This window comes from Roseateles sp. P1_C1_2 (assembly GCF_056406535.1).
On sequence record NZ_JBFUAB010000019.1, the window covers coordinates 86,230 to 110,338 of the forward strand.

At 68.0% G+C, this 24,109-nt stretch carries 19 protein-coding genes; 11 read left to right on the plus strand and 8 right to left on the minus strand.

Going from position 1 to position 24,109, the window contains the following annotated elements; all coding sequences use genetic code 11:
- Window positions 1-2 precede the first annotated feature (2 nt).
- The 4 genes from AC1D2H_RS19490 to AC1D2H_RS19505 form a co-directional block, all read right to left on the minus strand.
- Window positions 3-2,045 (minus strand): glycoside hydrolase family 97 protein, encoded by a 2,043-nt coding sequence (locus AC1D2H_RS19490; RefSeq protein WP_478012117.1) that lies wholly within the window; start codon window positions 2,043-2,045, stop codon window positions 3-5.
- Window positions 2,039-3,559 (minus strand): tryptophan halogenase family protein, encoded by a 1,521-nt coding sequence (locus AC1D2H_RS19495; RefSeq protein WP_478012118.1) that lies wholly within the window; start codon window positions 3,557-3,559, stop codon window positions 2,039-2,041. The genes AC1D2H_RS19490 and AC1D2H_RS19495 overlap by 7 nt, the downstream gene beginning before the upstream one ends.
- A gap of 9 nt (window positions 3,560-3,568) precedes the next feature.
- Complete coding sequence (locus tag AC1D2H_RS19500) at window positions 3,569-4,942, minus strand: alpha-amylase family glycosyl hydrolase (RefSeq protein WP_478012119.1); 1,374 nt, start codon at window positions 4,940-4,942, stop codon at window positions 3,569-3,571.
- A 66-nt stretch (window positions 4,943-5,008) separates the two neighbouring features.
- A complete protein-coding gene (locus tag AC1D2H_RS19505) occupies window positions 5,009-7,855 on the minus strand; it encodes a TonB-dependent receptor (protein WP_477931885.1) in 2,847 nt (948 codons plus the stop codon).
- A 290-nt stretch (window positions 7,856-8,145) separates the two neighbouring features.
- Here AC1D2H_RS19505 and AC1D2H_RS19510 point away from each other — a divergent pair, with 290 nt between their 5' ends.
- Together AC1D2H_RS19510 and AC1D2H_RS19515 are read left to right on the plus strand one after the other, a co-directional pair.
- A complete protein-coding gene (locus AC1D2H_RS19510) occupies window positions 8,146-8,811 on the plus strand; it encodes a response regulator transcription factor (protein ID WP_477931884.1) in 666 nt (221 codons plus the stop codon).
- Window positions 8,801-10,168, plus strand: coding sequence for an ATP-binding protein (locus tag AC1D2H_RS19515; protein WP_478012120.1), 1,368 nt, complete (start codon window positions 8,801-8,803; stop codon window positions 10,166-10,168). The genes AC1D2H_RS19510 and AC1D2H_RS19515 overlap by 11 nt, the downstream gene beginning before the upstream one ends.
- On the opposite strand, the gene AC1D2H_RS19520 is transcribed toward AC1D2H_RS19515, so the two are convergent.
- Window positions 10,149-11,393, minus strand: a complete 1,245-nt coding sequence (locus AC1D2H_RS19520) for an MFS transporter (protein WP_478012121.1) — start codon at window positions 11,391-11,393, stop codon at window positions 10,149-10,151. The two genes, AC1D2H_RS19515 and AC1D2H_RS19520, sit on opposite strands and share 20 nt — an antisense overlap.
- 193 nt (window positions 11,394-11,586) lie before the next feature.
- Between AC1D2H_RS19520 and AC1D2H_RS19525 the strand changes: the two genes are divergently transcribed.
- Both AC1D2H_RS19525 and AC1D2H_RS19530 read left to right on the plus strand, forming a co-directional pair.
- Window positions 11,587-12,042 carry a MarR family winged helix-turn-helix transcriptional regulator gene (locus tag AC1D2H_RS19525; protein ID WP_478012122.1) on the plus strand — a complete coding sequence of 152 codons (456 nt, stop codon included), beginning with the start codon at window positions 11,587-11,589 and terminating at the stop codon, window positions 12,040-12,042.
- 92 nt (window positions 12,043-12,134) lie between these two features.
- Complete coding sequence (locus AC1D2H_RS19530) at window positions 12,135-12,605, plus strand: hypothetical protein (protein WP_477931880.1); 471 nt, start codon at window positions 12,135-12,137, stop codon at window positions 12,603-12,605.
- Window positions 12,606-12,662: 57 nt separating this feature from the next.
- Here the strand turns inward: AC1D2H_RS19530 and AC1D2H_RS19535 are convergent, their stop codons facing one another.
- Together AC1D2H_RS19535 and AC1D2H_RS19540 are read right to left on the minus strand one after the other, a co-directional pair.
- Window positions 12,663-12,824, minus strand: a complete 162-nt coding sequence (locus tag AC1D2H_RS19535) for a DUF1328 domain-containing protein (protein WP_310264112.1) — start codon at window positions 12,822-12,824, stop codon at window positions 12,663-12,665.
- 33 nt (window positions 12,825-12,857) lie between these two features.
- Complete coding sequence (locus tag AC1D2H_RS19540; RefSeq protein ID WP_477931879.1) at window positions 12,858-14,825, minus strand: AsmA family protein; 1,968 nt, start codon at window positions 14,823-14,825, stop codon at window positions 12,858-12,860.
- Window positions 14,826-15,019: 194 nt separating this feature from the next.
- On the opposite strand from AC1D2H_RS19540, the gene AC1D2H_RS19545 reads away from it, so the two are divergent.
- Entirely contained in the window at window positions 15,020-15,454 is a 435-nt protein-coding gene (locus AC1D2H_RS19545; protein WP_478012123.1) for a BON domain-containing protein, read from the plus strand.
- Between the two features lie 151 nt (window positions 15,455-15,605).
- Window positions 15,606-17,339 carry an ABC transporter ATP-binding protein/permease gene (locus AC1D2H_RS19550; protein WP_478012124.1) on the plus strand — a complete coding sequence of 578 codons (1,734 nt, stop codon included), beginning with the start codon at window positions 15,606-15,608 and terminating at the stop codon, window positions 17,337-17,339.
- A 356-nt stretch (window positions 17,340-17,695) separates the two neighbouring features.
- Here the strand turns inward: AC1D2H_RS19550 and AC1D2H_RS19555 are convergent, their stop codons facing one another.
- Window positions 17,696-18,232 carry a GNAT family N-acetyltransferase gene (locus AC1D2H_RS19555; RefSeq protein ID WP_478012125.1) on the minus strand — a complete coding sequence of 179 codons (537 nt, stop codon included), beginning with the start codon at window positions 18,230-18,232 and terminating at the stop codon, window positions 17,696-17,698.
- Between the two features lie 405 nt (window positions 18,233-18,637).
- Here AC1D2H_RS19555 and AC1D2H_RS19560 point away from each other — a divergent pair, with 405 nt between their 5' ends.
- From AC1D2H_RS19560 to kdpC, 5 genes are read left to right on the plus strand one after another with little or no spacing between them, the layout of a single operon-like run.
- On the plus strand, window positions 18,638-18,730 hold the full coding sequence (locus tag AC1D2H_RS19560) for a potassium-transporting ATPase subunit F (RefSeq protein WP_477931875.1): 93 nt from the start codon (window positions 18,638-18,640) through the stop codon (window positions 18,728-18,730).
- Complete coding sequence (gene kdpA / locus AC1D2H_RS19565) at window positions 18,727-20,523, plus strand: potassium-transporting ATPase subunit KdpA (RefSeq protein ID WP_478012126.1); 1,797 nt, start codon at window positions 18,727-18,729, stop codon at window positions 20,521-20,523. The genes AC1D2H_RS19560 and kdpA overlap by 4 nt, the downstream gene beginning before the upstream one ends.
- Entirely contained in the window at window positions 20,520-22,655 is a 2,136-nt protein-coding gene (kdpB, locus tag AC1D2H_RS19570; protein WP_478012127.1) for a potassium-transporting ATPase subunit KdpB, read from the plus strand. Before kdpA ends, kdpB begins: the two co-directional genes overlap by 4 nt.
- 25 nt (window positions 22,656-22,680) lie before the next feature.
- Window positions 22,681-23,436, plus strand: a complete 756-nt coding sequence (locus AC1D2H_RS19575) for a TorF family putative porin (RefSeq protein WP_478012128.1) — start codon at window positions 22,681-22,683, stop codon at window positions 23,434-23,436.
- Window positions 23,437-23,450: 14 nt separating this feature from the next.
- Entirely contained in the window at window positions 23,451-24,086 is a 636-nt protein-coding gene (gene kdpC, locus AC1D2H_RS19580) for a potassium-transporting ATPase subunit KdpC (protein ID WP_478012129.1), read from the plus strand.
- Window positions 24,087-24,109 lie beyond the last annotated feature (23 nt).

Consider the following 24,109-nt stretch of genomic DNA (forward strand, 5'->3'; position numbering starts at 1 on the left):
GCTCAGGGGGCTAGGGCAACGAATCGGATGGCCTGACCGCCGCCGGGCGCGAGGCGCAGCGGCAGCGTGTCGGTGGACTGCACGGTGACCTGCTCGGTGACGAGATCGAAACGGTGCTGCGCGTCGCGGTAGTCGGCGTTGTCGCCGTCACGATAGATCTCGGCGCGGTAGCGGCGGCCGGGCGTGAGGAAGCCCAGCGGCAGCGTCAGCCGACGGCCGTCGCCATTGGTGATGGCGCCGACATACCAGTCCTCGCTGCGTCTGTCCTTGCGGGCGATGGTCGCGACCTCGCCGAGCTCGCCGTGGATCACCTTCGTCGTCTCCCAGTCGGTCGGCACATCCTTGATGAACTTGAAGGCGGCCGGCCAGCGCTCGTAGTGCTCGAGCAGGTCGGGCGCCATGACGACGGGTGAGTACAGCGCGACATAGAGGGCCAACTGCTTGGCTTGCGTGGAGTTCAGCCTGCGGTCGCCGGCGCCGTTGAGGCTGACGATGCCCGGCGTGTAGTCCATCGGGCCGCTGAGCATGCGCGTGAAGACGAGGTTGACCTCGTGGTCCACCGCGTTGATGGGGTCGCCCCAGGCGTTGAACTCCTGGCCGCGCGCGCCCTCGCGCGACACCCAGTTCGGGTAGGTGCGGCGCAGGCCCGTGTCCTTGACGGGCTCGTGCGTGTCGATGGCGATGCGATGCTTGGCCGCCTCCTGCACCGCCTTGACGAAATGGCGCACGCCTTCCTGCGACTCGGTGAAGCCGAAGTGGGTGCCGCCACCGCTGGCATTGGCGAACTGGGCCGTGCCGGCGTCGGTCACATAGCCGGACTTGACGACGTCGACACCCAGCTTGGCGTACAGGGCATAGGCCGCGTCCATCTGCGCCTCGTAGCGAGCGATATTGCCGCCGGTCTCGTGGTGGCCGACCAGGTGCACGCCCTTGGACCTGGCGTAGGCCGTGACGGCTTCGAGGTCGAAGTCGGGCATGGACTTGACGTAGTCGAAGGCCGAGCCGCTGCCGACCCAGTTGCCGTCCCAGCCGAGGTTCCAGCCCTCCACCAGCACGCCGCGGAAACCGTGCTTGGCTGCGAAGTCGATGTGGCGCTTGGTGTTGGCTGTCGTCGCACCATGCGTGGCGCCGCTGGACCAGCTCGACTTGTTCAGGTGCATCTCCCACCAGACACCGACGAATTTGCCGGGCTGGAACCAGCTCACGTCGCCGAGCTTGTTGGGCTCGTTGAGGTTGAGTTCGAGATTGGATTCGTAGAGAGCGCCGGCTGAAGCCGCCACGCGCAGCGTGCGCCAGGGCGTGGCGAAGGCGCCGTGCTTGAAGACCGATGCACCGCTGGCGCTGGGCGCCAGTTGCGCACGCAGCTTCTGGCCGCCCACCTTGCGCACCCACATCGAGGCGTAGTCCACCAGCGCCGCCTCGTGCAGCGCGAGATGCAGGCCGCTGCGGGTGCGCATCGTCAGCGGCGTGTTGGCCAGGCCCACCTCGGCCAGCGGCGTGCGCTGCACCGGGTACTCCAGCACCAGCGCCTCGCCCGCCGGGATCCACCAGGCCGTGGCGGGCTCGGCGATGTCGAACTCGGTCAGCTCGTCGCTGATGCGGGCAATGGGCAGCTGCGCCTGCTCGGGCAGCTCGTAGCGAAAGCCGAAGCCGTCGTCGAAGACGCGAAAGCGCAGGCCCATGCCGCGCCCGCCTTGGGCCGGCTGCGACAGCTCCACCATCAGCTCGCGGTAGTGGTTGCGTACGCGGCGGCTCTCGCCCCAGGGCTGCTCCCAGGTGTCGTCGTGATCGGTCGTCTTCTGGCCGACCAGCCTGAAGCCGCCGTCGAGCTGGTGGGCATTGGTCAGCAGCAGGCCCAGGCGGGACGTGTTGATCAGTGGCTTGCCAGCGCGGTCCACGCGGTAGGCCAGGCGCCCCTCGCCGGTCAGCTGCAGCGTGACGACGAGCTGCTTGTCGGGCGAGGTGACGGTGGCCAGCGTTTCGTCGGCGTGGGCGCCGGCGCAGAGGACGAGGGAAAGGAGGGCAAACAGGCAGCGGGTCAGCATGTCTCGGTTTCCTGGACAGCGGCGCAATGGGCCGCGATGTATTCGGCATGACCCGGCATCTGCGCGACGCAGCGCTGGATGACGGCCTGGGTGTCGTCCAGATAGTCGCTGATCTCGCTCTCGGAAAGCGCTTCGGCCAGCGGGTGATGGCCCTGGGATTTGATGCCCTGGCCATGCAGCACCTGCAGCCAGCCCACCTCGGAGAACAGCTCGTCGCCGTGGCGCACGATGCGGCCGCTGGCGCGCCAGAGGTCGAGCTTGTCCTGCAGCGTGCCGGGCAGGTCCATCGTTCGGCAGTGGTTCCAGAAGGCGCTGTCGCTGCGGGTGGTGGCGTGGTAATGCAGGATCAGGAAGTCGCGGATGCGCTCGGTCTCGAAGTTGCTCTGCCGGTTGAACTCGGCGATGTGTGCCGCGTTGAAGCCTTGGTCCGGGAAGAACTGGATCAGGCGCGAGATGGCGGACTGCACGAGGTGGATGGACGTCGACTCCAGCGGCTCCATGAAGCCCGACGACAGGCCGATGGCGATGACGTTGCGGTTCCAGACCTTGCGGCGGCGGCCGCTCTCGAAACGCAGCACGCGCGGCTCGGCCAGCGCCTCGCCGTCGAGGTTGCGCAGCAGCAGCGCCGCGGCCTCGTCGTCGCTCATGGCCTGGCTGGCATAGACATGGCCGTTGCCCACGCGGTGCTGCAGGCCGATGCGCCATTGCCAGCCCGCGGGGCGCGCGGTGGCGCGGGTGAAGGGCAGCAGGTCGGGACCGCAAGCGCTCGGCGCGACGACGGCGCGGTCACAGGGCAGCCAATGGTTCCAGTGCTCGTAGCCGGTCTTCAGCGTCTGCTCGATGAGCAGGCCGCGAAAGCCCGAGCAGTCGATGAAGAGCTCGCCTTCCAGCGTCGCGCCGCTGGCCAGGCGAACGCTGCGCACATGGCCGTTCTCCTGCAGTTGCGCATCCAGCACGCGGCCTTCGGTGCGCTGCACGCCGAGCTTTTCGGCATGGCGGCGCAGGCTGCGGGCGTAGAGGCCGGCGTCGATGTGGAAGGAATGGACGATCTCGGCCAGCGGCGAATGGCCGAGGCTGGCGTCCGCGCGCATGAAGCGGTGGGCGCGCGCTGCCGAGCCGTTGATGGAATAGGCCCACAGGTCTGGCGCGCGGCCGGCCTGGTGCATGCGCAGCCAGTAATGGTGGAAGGGCAGGATGCTGGAGCGGTGGCCGATCTGGCCGAAGGCGTGCAGATAGCGGTCGCCGATGGCGCCCCAGTCGCGGAACTCGATGCCGAGCTTGAACGTGGCCTGCGTCTCGCGCATGAATTCGTTCTCGTCCAAGCCCAGCAGCTGGTTGAACTGCCGGATCAGCGGGATCGTCGACTCGCCAACGCCGACGGTGGCTATCTCCTCCGACTCGACCAGCTTGATCGTCACGCGGCCGTTCGTCACCTTGGCGAGTGCGGCCGCCGTCATCCAGCCGGCCGTGCCGCCGCCGACGATGACGACGGTGTTCAGGTTCTGCTGCTGCATGGAGCCTCCCTACTGCACGAGGACGCGCCAGCCCCAGGCGGGCAGGCTCAGCGTGGCGCCGTCTTCCAGCCTGACCTCGGCGCCGCCGTTGAAGTCGACATAGCGGCCAGCGTGGCGTGCACCCTTGAGCGCGACGTCGACGGGTTTTGCGGACAGATTGAAGACCGCCAGCACCTTGTCCTTGCCATTGCCGCGCACGAAGCTGAAGACCTGCTTGGCTGCGCTGTTGGCGACCGGCTCCATGACGGCGCCATCCGCGCCATTCCACAGCGCCGTGTTGCGCTTCTTCAGCGCGATGAGGCGCTTCAGCAGCTCACCTTCAGGTGCGTCCTTCCAGTGAATCGGGTCGCGCTCGAAGAAGGCCAGGCGCCGCCGGTTGCCGGCCTCCTGGCCGTTGTAGATCAGCGGCAGGCCTTCGCTGATGAAGCTCAGCACGGTCGCCGCGTCCACGGCGGCGCCGAAGATCTCGTGCTCGGTGCCCTCCCAGGCGTTCTTGTCGTGGTTGGTCGTGTAGAGCAGGCGATAGGCCTCGCGTGGGTAGAACTTGCGGTTCCACGCGTAGTAGGGGTAGAGCGAGGTCGCGTCGGCACGGCCTTCGGCGATCAGCTTCATCGCGTCCCACCAGCTCCAGGCATAGGTGGCGTCGAAGGCCTTGGCGTGCAGGTCGCGGCTTTCCCATTCGGCGAGCAGGAAGACGGGCTTGATGGCGCGCAGTTCCCTGGCGGCCTGCTCCCAGAAGTCCAGCGGCGACAGGCCGGCCGCATCGACGCGGTAGCCGTCGACACCGGCCTCGCGCACCCAGTAAGTCAGCGCCTGCGTCATGTAGCGACGCAAGGCGGGCTGGTCGTAGTCGAGGTCGATGATGTCGTCCCAGTCGTACCAGGGCGTGGGGGTGAATTCACCACGCTCGTTGCGGGCATACCAGTCGGGGTGGCTCTTCACGAGCACGTTGTCCCAGGCGGTGTGGTTGCCGACCCAGTCGAGGATGACCTTCAGCCCGAGCGCATGGGCGGTGGCGACGAAGCGCTTCAGGTCGGCCAGTGTGCCGAGCTCGGGGCTGACGGCCAGATAGTCGCTCACGGCATAGGGGCTGCCGAGGCTGCCCTTGCGCTGCTTTTCGCCGATGGGGTGGATGGGCATCAGCCACAGGATGTCCACGCCGAGGTCTTTGAGCCGCGGCAGCTGGGCTTCGGCGGCGCGCAGCGTGCCCTCGGGCGTGAACTGGCGCGTGTTGATCTGGTAGAGCGTCGCGTTGCGTGCCCAGGCAGGGTGCTGGACGTGAACGTATGACTTGGGCTGATACGTGGTGAGCGGTGCCGCGAAGGCCGGAGCGCAGGCGAGCGCGAGCAGGAGGTGCGCGAGTGCGCGGAGTGAGGAGGTCACGATGAGGCGGGTCGAAGCAAAGAAGGCCACGCCCAGCCGGTGACGGCGGGCGCGGCGCGGGCGCTATCAGTAGCGGTAGTTCAAGCCCAGTCGATACGTCTTCCCGTAGACCACCTTGTTGGTGATGATGTTGCGGTCCGTCGTGTACTCCTGGAAGGGCGTGTTGGTCATGTTGTGCCCCTGCAGCAGCACCGACAGGCCCTTGAGCCAACCCTCCTGGAACTCATAGCCCACCTGCGCATCGACGATGGTCTCGCCCTTGATGAAGGTGAACTGCGAGTCGCTGCGGTAGTCCAGGATCTGGCCGATGAAGTCCGAGCGCTTGTGCGCGGCCCAGGCGAGCTGGAAGCCGTGCTTCTCGTAGTACAGGCGCAGCGTCGTGACGTTCTTGGACAGGCCGGGCAGGCCGATCTCGCTGACCGAGTCCTTGAACACCGGGCCGTTCTGCGGCGACACGAAGCCGCTGGTGGGCAGGCGGATGGAGCTCGCGGTGTGCGAGTGGTTGAGCTGGGTGCCGAAGCCGTCCAGCCAGCTGGACAGCATGCTGGCCGGCAGGTTCACCGACAGCTCGAAGCCATGCATATTGCCGCCCTGGCCGTTGACGGGCTGGGTCAGGAAGCCGACGGTCGAGCCCTTGTAGGGGCCCTTGTCCGGCAGCGGCGTCGTGGCGCTGGTGTAGGGCTTGAAGTCGAACTCGCGCGGCGCGTTGATGACGTAGTTGTCCAGCTTCTTGAAGAAGCCGGCCAGGCTGACGTAGCCATGCTTGCCGAAGTACTTCTCATAGGACACGTCCAGCGCCTTGGCCGCATAGGGCTTGAGCTGGGGGTTGCCCGAGAAGCCCGTCAAGGCCGGCGACACCGCGGTGGCGTTCTGCACGCCGAAGTCCAGGCTGGCCTTCATGTTGTCGAGGTTGGCGCGCGCCACCTGCTTGCCGGCGCCCAGGCGCAGCAGCTGCTGGTCGCCCAGGTCGAAAGTCAGGTTCAGCGAAGGCAGCAGATGGTTGTAGCTGGTGCCGTCGGTGCGCACGACATAGGGGCAGGTGTCCACCGTGATGCCCGTGCACTTGGCCAGGTCGACCTGGTTGCCGGTGGCGTTCTGGTCGGTGTGCACCAGCTGCAGGCCGATGTTGCCGCTGTAGGGAATGCCGCCGAGGTCGCCGCTCAGGTCAGCCTGCGCAAAGGCGGTGGCGACCTTCTCGCCGACGGTCCAGTTGCGCGACAGCACGGTCGCGTCCACCCAGCGGTTGATGGCGTAGATGCTGCCGAGCGAACCGGTCGGGTCCCAGGACGCGACCTCGATGCCCGAGGCGCCGGCCAGCGCCGTGGCCGTGCCGGGGATCTTGGCGCTGGCATAGCCGTCGCTGCCGTTGAGGATGGACAAGCGGCCCTCGTCGCCCAGGCGGGCCTTGTCGCGCTTGTTGAGGTTGATGCCGACCTTGCCGCCGACGATGGGGCCCCACTCCAGGTCGTGGTGGGCCGTCAGGCGCAGGCTGGTCAGCTTGTCGTCGATGGTGGGCAATGCCGCATAGCCGGCCTGCGGCGTGGCGGGGCCACCGCCCCAGCCGTCGACGTCGGTCAGCAGCGCGAAGTTGCGATCGGCGAAGTTGCCGCTGGTCTTGTACTTCACGTCGGCGAAGTTGCTGCCGTTGAAGCCTGTCCAGCTGATGGTGGCCAACTGGGCCTGCGGCGTGTTGCCCGGCTGGCCGGCCGTCGTCTCGAAGTTGCTGATGTTCTTGACGCCATGGGAGCGCGACAGGTCGGCCTCCCAGCGCCAGTCGCCGGTCTTCAGCTCGCTGTTCACGCCCAGGGCCAGCAGACGGTCCTTGTTCGAGAACATGTGGTTGCGCACCACACCCTTGTAGTTGTTGAGGGTGCCGCTGGTGGCGACGCCATTGGCGATGGTGGCGTTGCTGAGCTGGCCGTTGGGGTCGTAGACGCCTGCGCCGAAGGCGATGGCGCCTTCCAGGCCGGTCTGCTTGGTCTTTTCGGTGCCGGCGCCGTAGAAGACGTCGGCCGTGGTCTTGAACTCGCTGCTCGGCTTGTATTGCAGCGTCAGCGTCGCGCCATCACGCGTGCTCTGGCGGCGCTGCGTCTCGTACTTGAAGCCGCCCGGCACGGTGATCTGCTGGCCGTTGACGTCGATCTGCGGCGCCCAGCCGCCCCAGCTGTCGAAGCGCTGCTCGCCGCCGTTGTCCTCGCGTGAGCGGCTCAGGGCCACGGCCACGCCCAGGGTCTTGTTGGCAAACTGGTCGACATAGACCAGGCTGGTGCGATTGCCCGAGCCGACCTCCACGCCGGAGTCCTCGCCGATGCGCTCCTTGCGCGCGCTGACGGCGATGGTGCGCTTGCCGTAGTCCAGCGGGCGGATGGTGCGCAGGTCGACGGTGGCCGACAGGCCCTGGCCCACCAGGCCGGCGTCAGGCGTCTTGTAGATCAGGATGCTGCTCAGCAGCTCGGCCGGGAAGAGGTCGAACTCGGGGCTGCGCGCATCGCTGGTGGAGGCCAGCTCGCGGCCATTGAACAGCGAGCCGCCGAAGGCCGGCGCCATGCCGCGCACGCTGACGCCGGCGGCCTTGCCGTTGACCTTGCTGCGCTGCACGGCGATGCCGCTGATGCGGCCGAGCGACTCGGCCACCGTCACGTCGGGCAGCTTGCCGATGTCTTCGGCCGAGATGGCCTCGACGATGGAGCTGTTGTTGCGCTTGGTGGCGATGGAGTCTTCGACGCTCTTGCGGATGCCGGTGACGACGACGGTTTCCAGCGTCTGCGGCGCAGCCTCCTGGGCTTGCGCGACCTGGGCGCCGAGCAGCAGCAGAGTGCAGGCCTGCGTGATCGGCAGAAGACGGGGGAGGGTGGTGTGGAGCCCGCGTGCTCGCGGCTGGCGCGGTGCTCGTGCGGCTGTCGGATGAGCCATGGGTTTGCCTCTCGAATGTTGTAGTGGTCGGTTCCGGTTCTGCTGCGCCGACGGGGTCTCAAGCCCGGTTCGGTGAGCGAACGGCCGCGATGCTCCGTTTTGACGAGAGGCCGCGCAATCCGGAGCGTGAGCCGCTGAAGGATCTCTATAGACAACTTTCAAACGGCGCTGAAGAAATCCTGAAGATTTCAGGTTTGGCCTTTATCCATCGGCACTCCCGGCCGATTCCGTGACGGCGTGCGCGTTTCGCCCAAGCCACAGTCAGGGCATGCGCCGCTAGACTTCTCCGCGTGAAGATCTATCTGATCGAAGACGACCTGAACATCGGCCAGGCCCTGCTGACGGTGTTCAAGGATGAAGGCCATGAGGTCGTCTGGGTGCGCATGGCGAACGACGCCGTCGAGCGGCTGCAGGCCGAGGATTTCGACGCGGTGCTGCTCGACCTCGGCCTGCCCGATGGCGACGGCAACGAGCTGCTCAAGCGCCTGCGTGCCGCCGGCCTGACGGTGCCCGTCCTCATCATCACCGCCCGCGACGGCCTGCAGGACCGCCTCAAGGGCTTCGACAACGGCGCCGACGACTACCTCATCAAGCCCTTCGAGATCCCCGAGCTGCTGGTGCGGCTGCGCGCCATCCTGCGCCGCAGCGGCGCCCATGGCGAGGCCGAGGCGCTGTGGAACTTCGGCAACCTGGCGCTCGAGGAAAAGCGCATGCGCGTGACGCTGGATGGTTCGGCCATCACGCTGTCCAAGACCGAGTACGCGCTGCTGCTGACGCTGATGAAGCAGAGCGACCGCGTGCTGACGCGGGCCGAGCTGGAGCGGCGCGTGCTGCCCTTCAGCGACGGTGCGACGCTGGACGTGCACATCTCCAACCTGCGCAAGAAGATCGGCGACGGCCACATCCGCACCGTGCGCGGCGTCGGCTACATGATGCAGAGCGGCCGTGCAGGCTGAACAGCAGTCATCGCTGTTCCGGCGTCTGATGCTGGGCTTCAGCGCCGTCATCCTGGTGGTGGCCCTGGGCGGCTTTCTCTACGTCGCGCTGGAGGCCAAGATCACCCAGCGCTCGCGCACCGCCAGCGAGAACGGCGCGCACGCGCGCGAGTTGCTGCTGCACCTGACCGAGATCGCCGCGCAGCCCGAGCGCGTCGCCCAGGCCGCGAAGGAGCTGGAGGCCGTGCGTGCGGAGATGTTCCGCCAGCTGGACTACCACTCGCATGTGCGGGTGAGGGTCTGGCAGCGCGGCAGCCTGCTCTACAACTCCATGCCCGCGTTGCCCGACGCCCTGCCCATGCCGGACAGCGCCGAGGCGCGTGATGCCAACGCCTGGGTACGGGCCATCGAGAAGGACGAGGCCACCGGCCTGGTCGTCGAGCGCAGCCATGAGGTGGACGACCGCTGGATGCAGAGCTTCTCGGGCGTCAGCTTCCTGCTGCGCTCCAGCATCTTCAGCCTGCCGCTGCTGTTGCTGCCGGCCTGGCTCATCGTCGGCATCGGCCTGAAGCCGCTGCGCTCCATCGCCGCGGTCATCGAGAGCCGCTCCGACCAGGACCTGACGCCGCTGCCCGTGTCCACCTACCGCGAACTGTCGCCGCTGGTCGCGTCCATCAACCACCTGATGGCGCGCTTGAGGCGGCGCATCGAGCACGAGCACGAGTTCCTGTCCGACGCGGCCCATGAGCTGAAGACGCCGCTTGCCGCCATCCAGATCAACGCCCATCTGCTGCAGACGCCCAATGGCGACGCACAGCGCCACGCCGAGGTCAGCGCCGGGCTGCGCGATGGCGTGGCGCGCGCCAACCATCTCGTGCAGCAGCTGCTGACGCTGGAGCGTGCGCGCTCGGATGCGGGCGATGACGCGGTGCTGCCCCTGCTGTCTTTGGAGACCCTGGTGCGCGACCGCCTCGCCGCCGCCGCGCCGCTGGCGGTGCAACGCGGCATCGAGATCGACTTCCATGCCGAGGGCGGCTGCGACCGGCCCCTGCACCAGGAGACCGTGTGGGCGCTGGTCGACAACCTCATCAGCAATGCGATCAAGTACTCGCCTGAGCACGGCCGCATTGCCGTGCTGTTGAAGCCGGGCGTCGATGGCGGCTGCTCCTTGAGCTTCAGCGACCAGGGGCCCGGCATCCCCGAGGCGCTGCGCCAGCGGGTCTTCGAACGTTTCTACCGCATCCCCGGCCAGGCCCAGAGCGGCAGCGGCCTGGGCCTGGCCATCGCGGAACGGGCGGCGGCGCGCAATGGCGCCAGCCTGCGCCTGGATGCCGGGCCCGATGGCCGCGGCCTGCTGGTCACCGTGCAGTTTTCCTAGGCGCATCCTTCTGCAGCTGCCACAGCAGCACGCAGACGATCAAGGTCGTGCCGATGAGCACGTTGCCCACCCAGGGGAAGTGCTGCAGCTTGCCGTCGGCGGCAATGGTCACGATGTGGCCGGACACCAGGGCGGCGAGGCCGCCGGCCAGCTGCTGCAGGGCCGCATTGATGGCGGTGAAGGCGCCGCGCTGCTCCGGCGCCGGGATGCCGGCCACGACGACCTGCCAGGGCACCATGCGCGAGAAGATGCCGGCGAACAGCACCACGTTGACGACGACCAGCGTCGTCAGCGACGAGGGGCCCAGCCGCGTGTAAAGCGCCACCATCGCGATGGTGATGGCGCTGCCCGTGAAGAACACCGGCAGCGGACCGAGGCGGTCCGTGAGGCGCCCCACCAGCGGCGCGACGAACATCGTGCTGATGCCGGTGACGAGGTAGACGACGGGCAGATGGGCCAGGTCGATGCCGACGTTGTTCACCGAGAAGGCGCTGGCGAAGGGCATGATCATGAAACCACCCGTCGTCAGCAGCGCCGTGATGGCGAAGGCGTGCAGATGGCGGGCCTTGGCCACGGTGTGCCACAGGTGGGCGAAGGCGCTGCGGTCGTTCTGCAGCTTCAGGTGGGCATCCACCGGCTGCATCTTCCAGGCGATCAGCAGGCCGCCGACGGCACCGAAGGCCACCAGCACCATGAAGGGCGCGTGCCAGTCCCAATGCGTGGCGAGATACAGGCCGAAGGGCAGACCCAGCACCTGGCTGGCTGCGAAGCCGCCCTGCAGCAGGCCCATGACGCGGCCGCGCAGCGCGGGCTCGAAAAGGTCGGCCGCGATGGCCATGACGATGGAGCCGATGACGCCGCCGAACAGGCCGGTCACGATGCGCGCCATCAGCAGCGACTCGAAGCTGGTGGCCAGGCCGCACCACAGCGTGCCCAGCAGGAAGCCGCCGTAGAAGAACAGCAGCAGCTTCTTGCGGTCGAAGCGGTCGGCGAAGCCGGCCGTCAGCAGGCCCGAGATGCCGGCGCTGAAGGCATAGGCCGACACGACGAGGCCGAACTGCTGGGCCGTCATGGCCATCGCCGGCATGATCATGGCGCCCAGCGGCGACATGATCATGAAGTCCAGGATGACGGCGAACTGCAGCAGGGTCAGCAGCCCCGTCGCGAAGCGCTGATAGGGCGTGAAGGCGGGTGGCGGGGCGGTGGCGGTGGTGGCTTCGGGCATGGAGGGCTCGGTTGGCAGGCGGGGCAGGGGAATGGGCGGGGGGCCGGCGCGGCAGCAGTGTCGTCAGGCGGGTGTCCAGGGATGGCAGCAGGCGCGACGAATTGAATAGGCTCCTATTCATATTAAGATAGGAGCCTATGTAAAGTCAATGCCTGTTCGTCGACGATTCCTGAGCGTTCATTGCGAGACAGCCATGTCCGAACCCCGCCCGTCCATGCCCCCGCTGAAGTTGATAGGCCATGTGCACCGCGCCTTCCAGCGCGTGGCCGACCAGTTGCTGCGCGACCAGGGCTTCGCCCTCGGGCAGCTGCCGGTGCTGATGGCACTCAAGGACGGCCGGCCGCGCTCGCAGGCTGAGCTGGCGCGCCTGGCGAACGTCGAGCAGCCCAGCATGGCGCAACTGCTCAACCGCATGGAAAGGGACGGCCTCGTCGAGCGCCTGCCCGACCCCGAGGACGGCCGCAGCCGCCTCATCTCGTTGACCGCCGCCTGTCGCGATCGCATGCCCAAGGCCCGCGCTGTCATGCAGGCGCTCGGCGCCGAGGCCCTGGAGGGCTTCAGCGACGCGGAGGTGGAGGTCCTGGCCGGCCTGCTGGCACGGCTGGCCGACAACGTCGACGACATGGTGGTGCGGCGACTGGAGCCCTAGGCGGTGTCCTACACGGGGTTGCGCCGCAGGCTCACGACGTGGCCGGCATGGCGGCGCCAGAGTTGCAGCATCCTCAACCGCGGAGCTGCATCATGAATGCGACGACGGACTGCCCGCCCGAACTTCAGGAAACCGCACCTCGGGCCCCCGAGGTCATGATCTGCGTCGTCGGCACGGCCGAGGTGATGCAGGCGAGCGAGGATGATCTGTCGGTGCTGGGCGGAGATGCCCGCGTCAGCCGCGTGGACTGGCGGCTGGACGATGAGTTCGGCGAGCCGCCCGTGGAGGCCGATTGGGCCGACGGCCTCATCGTGCTGAATTCCGACGCCTGGGCCGCACCCACCGGCTGCGCCCGGCTGCAGGCCCTGCTGAAGATGGCCTGGCGCTGCGGCCGCACCGTTGCCCTGTGTGGGGACGCGATGAACTCCCTGGGCACGCTGGGCTTCCCGGCCGATGTGCCGGCCGAGGCCGAAGGGCTGTTCCTGTGCCCGCAGGGCCCCTGCGTCGGCACCCTGCGCGAGTTCCTCGACGCGGTCCATGAGCAACCCCACCGTGGCCGCTGACTGAAAAGTACGGACGAAAAAAAACGGCGCGGCCCTGAAGCCGCGCCGTTTTCACATCTACCTTCGGATCAGGCCCACCACCAGGCTGATGATGGCCAGGATGATGAAGCCGTAGAACAGCAGTTGGGCAATGCCTGCGGCACTGGCGGCAATGCCGCCAAAGCCGAACAGGGCCGCCACGAGGGCGACGACGAAGAAGATGATCGCGTAACGCAGCATGAGGTTTCTCCTTGGACTGTTGGCATCGCTAATCTAGGGCGTGGCCTGTTGCCGGGGTGCCGGCCCCGGCCGCGCTGCCGGGTAGGAAGGCGCCGACGCCGTTACAGCTGGCCTCGCCGCATCGGCACGCGTTGCCGGAGCGGGGCCGTCGCAGCTCACGGGCGGCAGGTCTTCGCCGGGGTCGATGAAGGCCAGCAGGGCGGCTGGTGGCGCCAGCGCGCCCAGGGCGATGGCGGCAATGGCCTTGCCACCCAGGGCCTTGCCCTCCAGCGCGACTCGCGGGTCGCCCAGCGTGCCCTGCACGCGCACCGGCGAGCGCAAGGTCAGCAGCGAAAAGTCCTTGGGTCGGGCCACCAGGCGCAGGTCCAGGGTTTCGTCGGCCAGGCTGACGCGGCCGTCGATGTCGATGCGGCTGTCGCGGTTGTCCACCACGGCCGAGCGCGGCCTCAGTACACCGGCCTTGAAGTTGCCATCCACGCGCGCGCAGTTCAGCGCCAGGTTCTTGTCGCCGCGCAGCAGCAGCCCCAGGCCCTGGGCCAGGTCCAGGCCGGTGGCTTCAGTCAGCAGATGGGAGATGCTGCCCTTGTCGAGCTGCAGCCGCAGCGGCCCGTTCAGGCTGCCCAGCAGTTCGGCCGTGCTGCGCCCGTGGCCCTGTACATCGACGTCGCCGCGCATGCGGCCGGTGATGGGATGGTCGCTCAGACTCTTGGCCTGGAACTTGAACCACTGCTCGATGGCCACGCCGCGCACGTTGGCGTGCACTTGCCACGCCGGCGGGCTGGGGTGGGTGTCCAACCGCAGGGAGCCGGCCAGCTCGCCGCCGGCCACGCCGGCGTTGAAGTTCTCCAGCGTCAGCACGCCGCCTTCCAGCACCACGCTGGTGTTCACCGGCGCCAGCGGCGCGAGCTTGGCTGTGCCCAGGTCGAGCTGGCTCAGCGAGATGGCGACGCGCGCGTCCATCGTGTTCAGCGATGGCAGGTCCAGCTGTCGGTCCGGCAGCACGCGGCCCGGGCGGCTGGGCGGCGCGTCCGTGCCGACGGCCGGCCCGAGGTCGGCCAGGCGCAGCGGCCCGCCGCGCAGCATGCCGCTGAGCAGGGGGCGCTTCTGGCGCATGTCGTAGCTGAAGTCGCCGGCCAGCTGGCTGCGGCCCACGCGGGCCTTGGCGTTGCCCAGCTGCCAGACCCCCGAGGCGTGCTGCAGCCGCCCCGACAGCTCCAGGGGCGGTGTGCTGGGCAGGGCGATGCCGAAGGGCCGGCCGACGTCGGCCAGTGAATTGCCGCGCACCTGCAGCTGGCCGTCCAGCGCGCGGGCGTCCAGCAGCGAGGCGGCGGTGCCGTCGAAAGCGATGCGGCCGTCGCGCTGGGTCAGCTCGGCGCGCAGCTTCACGGGCGGCAGGCCGGCGTCGGCCGGGGCCAGCAGGGCCAGCCCGGCGCCGGCCTCGGCCTTGAGCGCCAGCTGCTGGCCGCGCAGCTTGCCCTTCAGGTCGGCCGTCCAGTGGCCGTCGGCCTGGGTTGCGAAGTTGGCGTCGCCCTGCAGCAGCAGCGGGGCATCGTCGAGATGGGCGCTGCCGTGGCGGACGACGAGGTGATCGATCTGCGGCATCTCGGCCGGTTCGTCGCGGGCCCCCGAGGGCTGCACCGGCCAGGCCGTGTGGCCGGCAGCGTCGCGCTGCCAGTTCAGCGACAGCGATTCGGCCTGCACCAGCCGCAGCCGCAAAGGCGCGCCGCGGCGCCAGGCCCAGATGTCGCCCCATTGCCAGTTCAGCAGCACGTCCTGGGCATCGGCCAAAGCCTCGCCGTGCGTGCCGCTGACGCGCAACCGGGGCGCCTCGAGCCGGGGTTTCCAAAGCAGGTGGAGGCGGGCGCCGTCGTCCATGTCGAGGCCACGCTCGGCCTGAGCGGCAAGGCGGGGTGCCAGCCCGGGCCAACCGGCCAGGTCCATGCCCACGACGGCAACGACGACCAGCACGACGGCGCCGGCAATGGTGACGGCGACTCTCATGCGGCCATGCTCGGGGTCGCAGGCCTCCGCGAGCGTGGGACGAGGGGTCCCGAGCCTGTAGGACGCGGGCTGACACCGGCCTTGTCGGCTCGGTCCGACAGGCGATTGGCGCCTGCACCGAAGGCCGCTGCGCCCACCAGCGCCCAGAGTAGGGGGACCGGCCTTCATGGCCTTGCACCGGAAAGGACCTCCCGATGAAACAGCCGCACACCACCGCCCGACTGCCCCTGCTGGCCGCGCTTGCCCTGGCCGCCGCCCTCGGCGCCTGCAGCCGCCAGCAACCCGACGATGAACTGAGCGCCGGCCAGCGCGTCGACAAGGCCGCGGCCGACACCAAGCGCGAGAGCCGCGAGCTGATGGCCGACGCCCGCATGTCCGCCCGCGACGCCGCCGACAAGACGGCCCAGGTGACGGCGGACATGGGCATCACGGCCAAGGTCAACGCCGCCCTGGTGGCCGATGACCAGCTCAAGGCGACGCAGATCAACGTCGACACCCGCGACGGCCAGGTGACGCTGTCCGGCCAGGCGCCCGACGCGAAGTCGCGCGAACGCGCCACGACGCTGGCGTCCGCCGTCGACGGCGTGAAGCAGGTCAACAACCAGCTGGTCGTCACGCGCAACGGCTGATCGCCGCCGCTCCATCGCAAGGCGCCCTCACGAGGGCGCCTTTGCTTTGCGCCCCACGAGGGCGCCTTTGCTTTGCCCGCTCGGCATGCCGTCCGACAGGCTGGCCATGCCGCCCTCGCTAGCCTTGATTACATAACTCACACCTTCTCTCATGGCCGCCGCTCCCGTGTCCGCGTTGCAACGTTTCCTGACCGTGGCCAAGCCCTATTGGGTGGGCGACCGGCGCGTCTGGGCCTGGACCTTCCTGGTCGGCCTCATCGTGCTGATGCTGGCGGACACGCAGTTCGCCGTCATGCTGAACAACCAGACCGGCGAGCTCACGTCGGCACTGGCCGCCCGCGACGAGCCGCGCTTCTGGGCCGCGGTGCGCGCCATGCTGTGGATCATGGCCTTCGCGGTGCCGGTGTTTGCCATCTACTACTACGCCCGCGACGCCTATGCCAACGACTGGCGCCGCTGGCTGACCAACCGCTTCCTGGACGGCTATCTGCGCGAGCGGCGCTACTTCCACATCGCTGGCGACGAGATCGACAACCCCGACCAGCGCATCGCCGAGGACATCAACACCTTCACCGGCCGCTCCCTGCACTTCCTGCTGATCCTGCTGGGCTCGCTGATGCAGCTGGTGGCCTTCAGCACGGTGCTGTGGTCGCTGTCGCACACGCTGGTGGGCTTTCTGGTGGCCTATGCGCTGGCCGGTACGCTGCTGTCGCTGGGCCTGTTCGGCCGCCCGCTGATCCGCCTGAACTATTGGCAGCTCAAGCGCGAGGCGGACCTGCGCTTTCGGCTGATGCGGGTGCGCGAGAACGCCGAGTCCATCGCCTTCTACGGCGGCGAGGACCAGGAGCGCCACCAACTGCAGCAGCGCCTGCGCGCGACGCTGCTGAACACGCGCAGGCTCATCCGCGCGCAGTTCGGTCTCAACCTCTTCCAGCGCGGCTTCAGCCAGATCAGCCTGCTGGTGCCCGCCGTCGTGCTGGCCGCCGATGTGCTGGGCGGCCGGCTGGAAGTGGGCCAGGCCGTGCAGGCCGGCGGCGCCTTCGCGGCGGTGCTGGGCGCGGTGTCGCTGATCATCGACAACTTCGAGAGCCTTTCGCGCTTCGTTGCCGGCATCGACCGCCTGCATGTGATGGCGGTGGTGCTGGACGCCGCGCCGCCCGAGCCTGGCATTGACCGCCAGGAAGGGCACGAGCTGGACATCAAGGACCTCACCGTGAACGCGCCGGGCAGCGACCGCGTGCTGGTCGAGAAGCTGTCGCTGCGCGTGCCCGAGGGCGGCTCGCTGCTCATCACCGGCGCCAGCGGCTGCGGCAAGAGCTCGCTGCTGCGCGCCATCGCCGGGCTGTGGACGCAAGGCAGCGGCCAGGTCTCGCATCCGCCGCGCGAGGACGTCTTCTTCCTGCCGCAGCGGCCCTATCTGCAGGTCGGCACGCTGCGCAGCCAGCTGATCTACCCCAGCACCCAGACCAAGCTCGACGACGACGCGCTGCTGAAGGTGCTGGACGAGGTGCAGCTGCGCCATCTGGCCGAAGGCGAGGGCAGCCTGGACCGCAGCGAGGACTGGGAGAAGCTGCTCAGCGGCGGCGAGCAGCAGCGCCTGGCCTTCGCGCGACTGCTGGTGCATGCGCCGCGCCTGGCCATCCTGGACGAGGCCACCAGCGCGCTGGACGACGCCAATCAGAAGCGCCTCTACGAGCGCCTGCGCGAACGCGGCACGACGCTGATCAGCATCGCCCACCGCGCCGCCGTGGCGGGCTTCCACCGCCATGTGTTGAAGCTGACCGGCGGCGGCCGCTGGACGCTGGCCAAGACGCCGCAAGAGGGCAAGGACAAGCCGGAGGGAGCTAACAACAAAGTTTCGAACTCGGCGCTCTATGACGACTGAGTCGGCGCCTCGATACGGCAGGCGCGCAAAGTGTCGAAGTCTCTGCGCGGGTGCGCGCAACAGTGGGCCGCGTTGAATGTCAAAGTTTGGAAGTGGACCCGAGGTCCAAGCTGCTTGCGATGCGAGGCGCCCTTGTATGGTCGGTCGCGCCGGCAGGCCGTACAGCGCCAGCGCTACCGTCTGATCCTATTTGGCCCAGACCAAGCTGCAGGTTGCTGTTTGGAAGCGACCGTGGGTCTGTACAGCTTCAAGACCGAGACTGGCCGTAAGTGGGGTGGAAGGCCTCCTGCAGCGCGCAGGCTGCGTCAGCCCGAGCGGCGAAGGTGACGAGAGGCCCGGCCCGCTCACGTTCCGCCTCAATGGGAAGCCATGGACGCGAACCAGGCGCCGTGGTGCTTGGAGTACCAGGCGTCGGTGTGCGGCTTCGCTTCGGCCAGCGGCAGGCTCAACACGACGCTCAATGCGTCGGAGCCGGACTCCTGCGTGCCGCCCACGATGTGAAAGCCATTCGCGAGGTAGAAGTCAGCGCCACTCGCCGGCATGGAGGGAACCACCACGTCCAGCGCGGCGTACTCGTTGGCTCGGGCCCATTGCTGAGCCACGTCGAGCAGGGCTTCACTGCAGCCCAGCTCCTGGTGCGTGGGCTCCACCTCCAGACGCTGCAGCGTTGCCACCTCGGGGCGCCAGCGGCTGTCGCCTGTGGCCGGCAGCTCGGGCTTTTGCAGGGTGATGGACCCGACCATCCGCCTGTCTGCAATCGCTTCGAAGCTGATGCTGCGCTGCTGCTGCTGTTGCCGCACCTCCGGGTTCCCGCCGAAAACACTCCGGAGCATCGACCTGAGGTCGATCACGGGATCGGCGTCTTCGACGCGTTGTATTCGATAGCCTTTCATCGCAACACCTCCTGCAAGCGCTTTGGCGATGGAGGCATTGCAGCGCCGCGCGCGTCAAAGTCGGATCAAGACTTTGGCTTGCCGCATCAAGTTCGCATCAAGCACGCTGAGGCATGGGCACGGCGTGCCCGACCGCGTGTGGTCGTGCGCGACTGTCCTCTTGAGGCTCTCGGCCCGATTTCTGCTCTGACGGACAGGGTTGCCGGCGGCTTCTTGATGCGATCTTGATATGGACGGCGCTGATCTATTCAGCGTTTTGACGTCCTATTTCCCAGAATTCCTCCCATCAATAGGAGGTGTCATGGACATCGTTTTTCTGGGTCTGGGCGTCGCCCTCGCCCTCGTGACGGCGCTGGCGGCTTGGGGCTGCGAGCGTCTTCGCGGTCAACGCAACGGAGGCCGCGCATGAGCGTTTTTGAATGGGTTTCGGCTGGACTGGTGATCGTGCTCGTGATCTACCTGTTCTGGGCCCTGCTGTTTCCGGAGGATCTGACATGAACACCTCCGCCTGGATTCAACTGATCGCCTTCCTCGTCGTGCTGCTGGCCTTGGCCTGGCCGCTCGCGCGCTGGATTCATGCGGCCATGGAAGGCCGCATAGAGTGGCTGCGCCGCGCCGAACGCGGCCTGCTGAGGCTGGCCGGCGTGAATGCCGACGCCGAGCAGGGCTGGCTGCGTTACACGCTGGGCCTGTTGATCTTCAACGGGCTGGGTGTTGTGGCCGTCTATGCGCTGCAGCGCCTGCAGCAGTATCTGCCGCTGAACCCGCAGGCCATGGGCGCGGTCACGCCGGACTCGGCCTTCAACACCGCCGTCAGCTTCGTGACCAACACGAACTGGCAGGGCTATGGCGGCGAGACGACGATGAGTTATCTGACGCAGATGCTCGCGCTGACGGTGCAGAACTTCTTCTCCGCAGCCACCGGCATCGCCGTCGTCATCGCACTGCTGCGGGGCTTTGCCCGTCACAGCGGCAAGGCCATCGGCAACATCTGGACCGACCTCACCCGCGCGACGCTGTGGGTGCTGCTGCCGCTGTCCCTCGTCTTCGCTCTCGTGCTGGCCGGCATGGGCGTCGTGCAGACGTTCAAGCCCTACCAGGACGTGACGACCGTCGAGGCGCAGAGCTGGCAGGAGCCGAAGCTCGACGAGGCCGGCCAACCGCTCAAGGGCGCCGACGGCCAACCCGTCATGGAGGACAAGTCCGGCCAGAGCCAGAGCATCGCCGTCGGCCCCGTCGCCTCCCAGCTCGCCATCAAGATGCTGGGTACCAACGGTGGCGGCTTCTTCAACGCCAACTCGGCTCATCCCTTCGAGAACCCGAGCGCGGCGACGAATGCGCTGCAGATGCTGTCGATCTTCCTGATTCCGGCCGCGCTGTGCTTCGTCATGGGCCGCCAGGTGGGCGACATGCGCCAAGGGTGGGCGCTGCTGGGCGCGATGACGGCGATTTTCGTCGTCGCGGTCGTCATCGCGACGGCAGCTGAGCAGGCCGGGAACCCGCAATTCACGAAGCTGGGCGTCGATGCCGTGGCCAGTGCCGGCCAGTCGGGCGGCAACATGGAAGGCAAGGAAGTGCGCTTCGGCATCGAGGCCTCGTCGCTCTTTGCCGTCATCACGACGTCGGCGAGCTGCGGCGCCATCAACGCCTGGCACGACAGCTTCACGCCGCTGGGCGGCGCCGTCCCCATGGTCATGATGCAGCTCGGCGAAGTGGTCTTCGGCGGCGTCGGCGCGGGCCTGTACGGCATGCTGGTGTTCGCCATCCTGTCCGTCTTCGTCGCGGGGCTGATGATCGGCCGCACGCCGGAATACATGGGCAAGAAGATCGAAGCCCATGAGATGAAGATGGTGTCGCTGGCCATCCTGCTGACGCCGCTGGCGGTGCTGATCGGCACGGCCCTGGCCGTCATCATGGAACCCGGCAAGGCCGGCATCGCGGCGCCTGGCGCGCACGGCTTCAGCGAGGTGCTGTACGCGCTCTCGTCCGCCGGCAACAACAACGGCAGCGCCTTTGGAGGCCTGTCGACGAACACGCCCTTCTACAACCTGCTGCTGGGCTTCGTCATGTGGATCGGCCGCTTCGGCGTCATCGTGCCGGTACTGGCCATGGCCGGCTCGCTGGTGGGCAAGAAGCGCCTGGCGCCCGGCGAGGGCACCTTGCCCACGCATGGCCCGCTGTTCATCGCGCTGCTGATCGGCGTCGTGCTGCTGGTCGGCCTTCTGAACTACGTGCCGGCGCTGGCCCTGGGGCCCGTCGTCGATCACCTGATCCTTTGGAGCAAGTCATGAGTGCCCCCAAACCTGTCGCTGCGCGCCAGGCCCCCCAAGGGGGTCAAGAGAGCTCGGGAGCGGCCCGTCGCTCTCTTGAGAGTCGCGCTGGTTTTTCCCTGTTCGATTCCAAGCTGGCTCGCCAGGCCTTGGGCGAATCCTTTGCCAAGCTGGACCCGCGCACGCAGCTGCGCAACCCAGTCATGTTCGTGGTCTACCTGGGTAGCCTGCTGACGACGGCACTGTCTATCGCGCAACCGAACGGCTTCGTCATCGCCGTGACGGTGTGGCTGTGGTTCACCGTGCTGTTTGCCAACTTCGCCGAAGCGCTGGCTGAGGGGCGCAGCAAGGCCCAGGCCGCGTCGCTGCGCGGCCTGAAGAAGGAGACCTGGGCCAAGGTCATCGACGGCTGGAAGCCCGGCACGGCCCGCGAAGGCCTGAAATGGCATCCCCGCGAGGCCAGCACGCTGCGCAAGGGCGAGTGGGTGATCATCGAGACCGGTGACGTCGTGCCGGCCGATGCCGAGGTCGTGGACGGCGTGGCGTCAGTGGACGAAAGCGCCATCACCGGTGAATCCGCCCCCGTCATCCGCGAGAGCGGCGGCGACTTCTCGGCGCTGACCGGCGGCACCCGCGTGCTGTCGGACTGGGTCGTTGCCCGCGTCGCCGTCAACCCGGGCGAGACCTTCGTCGACCGCATGATCGCCATGGTCGAAGGCGCGCAGCGCAAGCGCACGCCCAACGAGATCGCGCTGACCATCCTGCTGGTCGCGCTGACCCTGGTGTTCCTGGGCGTCTGCGCCACGCTGCTGCCGTTCTCGCAGTTCAGCGTGGCCGTGGCGGGTGCGGGCCAGCCGGTCAGCCTCGTCGTGCTGGTCGCGCTGCTGGTCTGCCTGATCCCGACGACCATTGCCGGCCTGCTGTCGGCCGTGGGTGTGGCGGGCATGAGCCGCATGCTGCAGGCCAATGTCATCGCGACCTCGGGCCGCGCCGTCGAGGCTGCCGGTGACGTGGATGTGCTCCTGCTGGACAAGACCGGCACCATCACGCTCGGCAACCGTCAGGCCGATGCCTTCTGGCCCGTGGACGGCGCCAGTGAAGCCCAACTGGCCGAGGTGGCTCGGCTGGCCTCGCTCGCCGATGAAACGCCCGAGGGCCGCAGCATCGTGGCGCTCGCCGAGCGCAAGTTCGGTGCCAAGGCCGCAGCTGCAGAGCACAGCGTCTTCGTGCCCTTCACGGCCCAGACGCGCATGAGCGGCGTGGACCTCGGCGCCCGGCAGATCCGCAAGGGCGCCGGCAGCGCGGTTCGTGCCCACGTCGAGGCCCTGGGCGGCCGCTGGCCCACCAGCGTGCAGTCCGCGGTCGACGAGGCCGCACGCCGCGGCAGCACGCCGCTGGTCGTCGCCGACGATGCTCAGGTGCTTGGCGTCGTCGAGCTGAAGGACATCGTCAAGCCCGGCATCAAGGAGCGCTTTGCGCAACTGCGCCGCATGGGCATCAAGACCGTCATGATCACGGGTGACAACCGGCTGACGGCCGCGGCAATAGCCGCCGAGGCCGGCGTGGACGACTTCCTCGCCGAAGCCACACCCGAAGCCAAGCTGACACTGATCCGCGAGTACCAGGCCCAGGGCCGCCTCGTGGCCATGACGGGCGACGGCACCAACGACGCGCCGGCCCTGGCCCAGGCCGACGTGGCCGTGGCGATGAATACCGGCACACAGGCTGCCAAGGAGGCCGGCAACATGGTCGACCTCGACAGCAATCCGACCAAGCTCATCGAGGTTGTCGAGACCGGCAAGCAGATGCTGATGACGCGCGGCTCGCTGACGACGTTCTCCATCGCCAACGACCTGGCCAAGTACTTCGCCGTGCTGCCGGCGGCCTTCGTGTCGACCTACCCGCAACTGGCGGCGCTCAACGTGATGCGCCTGGCCAGCCCCAACTCGGCCATCTTGAGCGCGGTCATCTTCAACGCGTTGATCATCGTCGTGCTGATCCCGCTGGCCCTCAAGGGCGTGCGCTATCGCGCCATCGGCGCCGCTGCGCTGCTGCGCCGCAACTTGCTGGTCTACGGCCTGGGCGGCGTCATCGTGCCCTTCATCGGCATCAAAGCCATCGACCTCATCCTTGTTGCGCTCGGCCTTGCCTGAGCGTCGCTATCTCTCTCCCCCCATCATGAAAACTCTCGTTTCCCTGCTCGTCCTCGCCGCCGCCGGTCCCGCCTTTGCCGAGGAGGCCGCGGCGCCGGCTGACCCGCTGTCGTTCAACGTCGGCGCCGTCAGCGAATACCGCTACCGCGGCATTTCCCAGACCCGCCTGAAGCCTGCTCTGCAGGGCGGCATCGACTACGCGGCCCCGAGTGGTTTCTACGTCGGCACCTGGGCGTCGACCATCAAGTGGATCAAGGACATCCCCGGCGGCGGCGGCGATGTCGAGATTGACCTCTACGGCGGCTACAAGACCGAGGTGGCCAAGGGCCTGACGCTGGACGTCGGTGGCCTGTATTACCTCTACCCGAGCAACAAGCTCAAGAACGTGCCCGGCTTCGCCAATGCCAACACCTTCGAGGTCTACGGTGCGCTGACCTACGGCCCCGTCACGGCCAAGTACTCGCACAGCACGACCAACCTGTTCGGCAACGTCAATAGCAAGAACAGCGGCTACTTCGACGTGACGGCCAACTTCGACCTCGCGGACGTGGGCATTCAGGGCATCACGCTGTCGCCCCACGTCGGCCATCAAACCATCAAGCATCTGGCGGTGGGCTCGTACACGGACTACTCGCTGACGCTGGCCAAGGACTTCTCTGGTCTGGTGCTGAGCGGTGCCGTCGTCGGCACCGATGCCGACAAGACCTTCTACGCCAGCCCGGCCAACGGCAAGTTCTTGGGCAAGACCACGCTGGTGGTCGGCCTGAAGAAGACCTTCTGAACAGGAGTTTCGTCATGACCACGACTCTTTCCACTCCCGCCACCACGGCCGCCACGACGGAAGTGCCGCTGTGGCGCCCCGCGTTGACGCTGTTCGTCGTGCTGAGCCTGGTGACCGGCCTGGCCTACCCGCTGGTTGTCACCGGCGTGGCCCAGTCGATCTTCCCGAGTCAAGCGAACGGCAGCCTCATCGTCCATGACGGCAAGACCGTCGGCTCAGCGCTGATCGGCCAGACCTTCGCCGACCCCGGCCACTTCTGGAGCCGCCCGTCGGCCACCGGCCCCATGCCCTACAACGCCGGCAACTCGGGCGGGTCCAACCTTTCGCCGACCGCACCGGCCCTGGTGGACGCCGTCAAGGCGCGCGTGGAAGCGCTGCGCGCCGCCGACCCGGGCAACACCAAGCCCGTGCCGGTGGACCTGGTGACGACGTCGGCCAGCGGCCTGGACCCGCACGTCAGCCGCGCCGCAGCGGACTATCAAGTCGCCCGCGTGGCCCGTGTGCGCGGTCTGCCGGTCGAGAAGGTGCAGGCACTCGTGGAACTGCACACCGAGGGCCGCTGGCTGGGCTTCGTTGGCGAACCGCGCGTCCACGTGCTGCGACTCAACCTCGCACTGGATGCGTTGGCTGCACCGGCGGCCGCTCGCTGAGGCGCGACGGTGGACTACCTGTA

Coding starts and splice junctions, on each gene's coding strand:
- AC1D2H_RS19490 (WP_478012117.1), bottom strand. CDS start 2,045: ATGCTGACCCGCTGCCTGTTTGCCCTCCTTTCCCTCGTCCTCTGCGCC.
- AC1D2H_RS19495 (WP_478012118.1), bottom strand. CDS start 3,559: ATGCAGCAGCAGAACCTGAACACCGTCGTCATCGTCGGCGGCGGCACG.
- AC1D2H_RS19505 (WP_477931885.1), bottom strand. CDS start 7,855: ATGGCTCATCCGACAGCCGCACGAGCACCGCGCCAGCCGCGAGCACGC.
- AC1D2H_RS19520 (WP_478012121.1), bottom strand. CDS start 11,393: ATGCCCGAAGCCACCACCGCCACCGCCCCGCCACCCGCCTTCACGCCC.
- AC1D2H_RS19525 (WP_478012122.1), top strand. CDS start 11,587: ATGTCCGAACCCCGCCCGTCCATGCCCCCGCTGAAGTTGATAGGCCAT.
- AC1D2H_RS19530 (WP_477931880.1), top strand. CDS start 12,135: ATGAATGCGACGACGGACTGCCCGCCCGAACTTCAGGAAACCGCACCT.
- AC1D2H_RS19535 (WP_310264112.1), bottom strand. CDS start 12,824: ATGCTGCGTTACGCGATCATCTTCTTCGTCGTCGCCCTCGTGGCGGCC.
- AC1D2H_RS19540 (WP_477931879.1), bottom strand. CDS start 14,825: ATGAGAGTCGCCGTCACCATTGCCGGCGCCGTCGTGCTGGTCGTCGTT.
- AC1D2H_RS19545 (WP_478012123.1), top strand. CDS start 15,020: ATGAAACAGCCGCACACCACCGCCCGACTGCCCCTGCTGGCCGCGCTT.
- AC1D2H_RS19550 (WP_478012124.1), top strand. CDS start 15,606: ATGGCCGCCGCTCCCGTGTCCGCGTTGCAACGTTTCCTGACCGTGGCC.
- AC1D2H_RS19555 (WP_478012125.1), bottom strand. CDS start 18,232: ATGAAAGGCTATCGAATACAACGCGTCGAAGACGCCGATCCCGTGATC.
- AC1D2H_RS19560 (WP_477931875.1), top strand. CDS start 18,638: ATGAGCGTTTTTGAATGGGTTTCGGCTGGACTGGTGATCGTGCTCGTG.
- kdpA (WP_478012126.1), top strand. CDS start 18,727: ATGAACACCTCCGCCTGGATTCAACTGATCGCCTTCCTCGTCGTGCTG.
- kdpB (WP_478012127.1), top strand. CDS start 20,520: ATGAGTGCCCCCAAACCTGTCGCTGCGCGCCAGGCCCCCCAAGGGGGT.
- AC1D2H_RS19575 (WP_478012128.1), top strand. CDS start 22,681: ATGAAAACTCTCGTTTCCCTGCTCGTCCTCGCCGCCGCCGGTCCCGCC.
- kdpC (WP_478012129.1), top strand. CDS start 23,451: ATGACCACGACTCTTTCCACTCCCGCCACCACGGCCGCCACGACGGAA.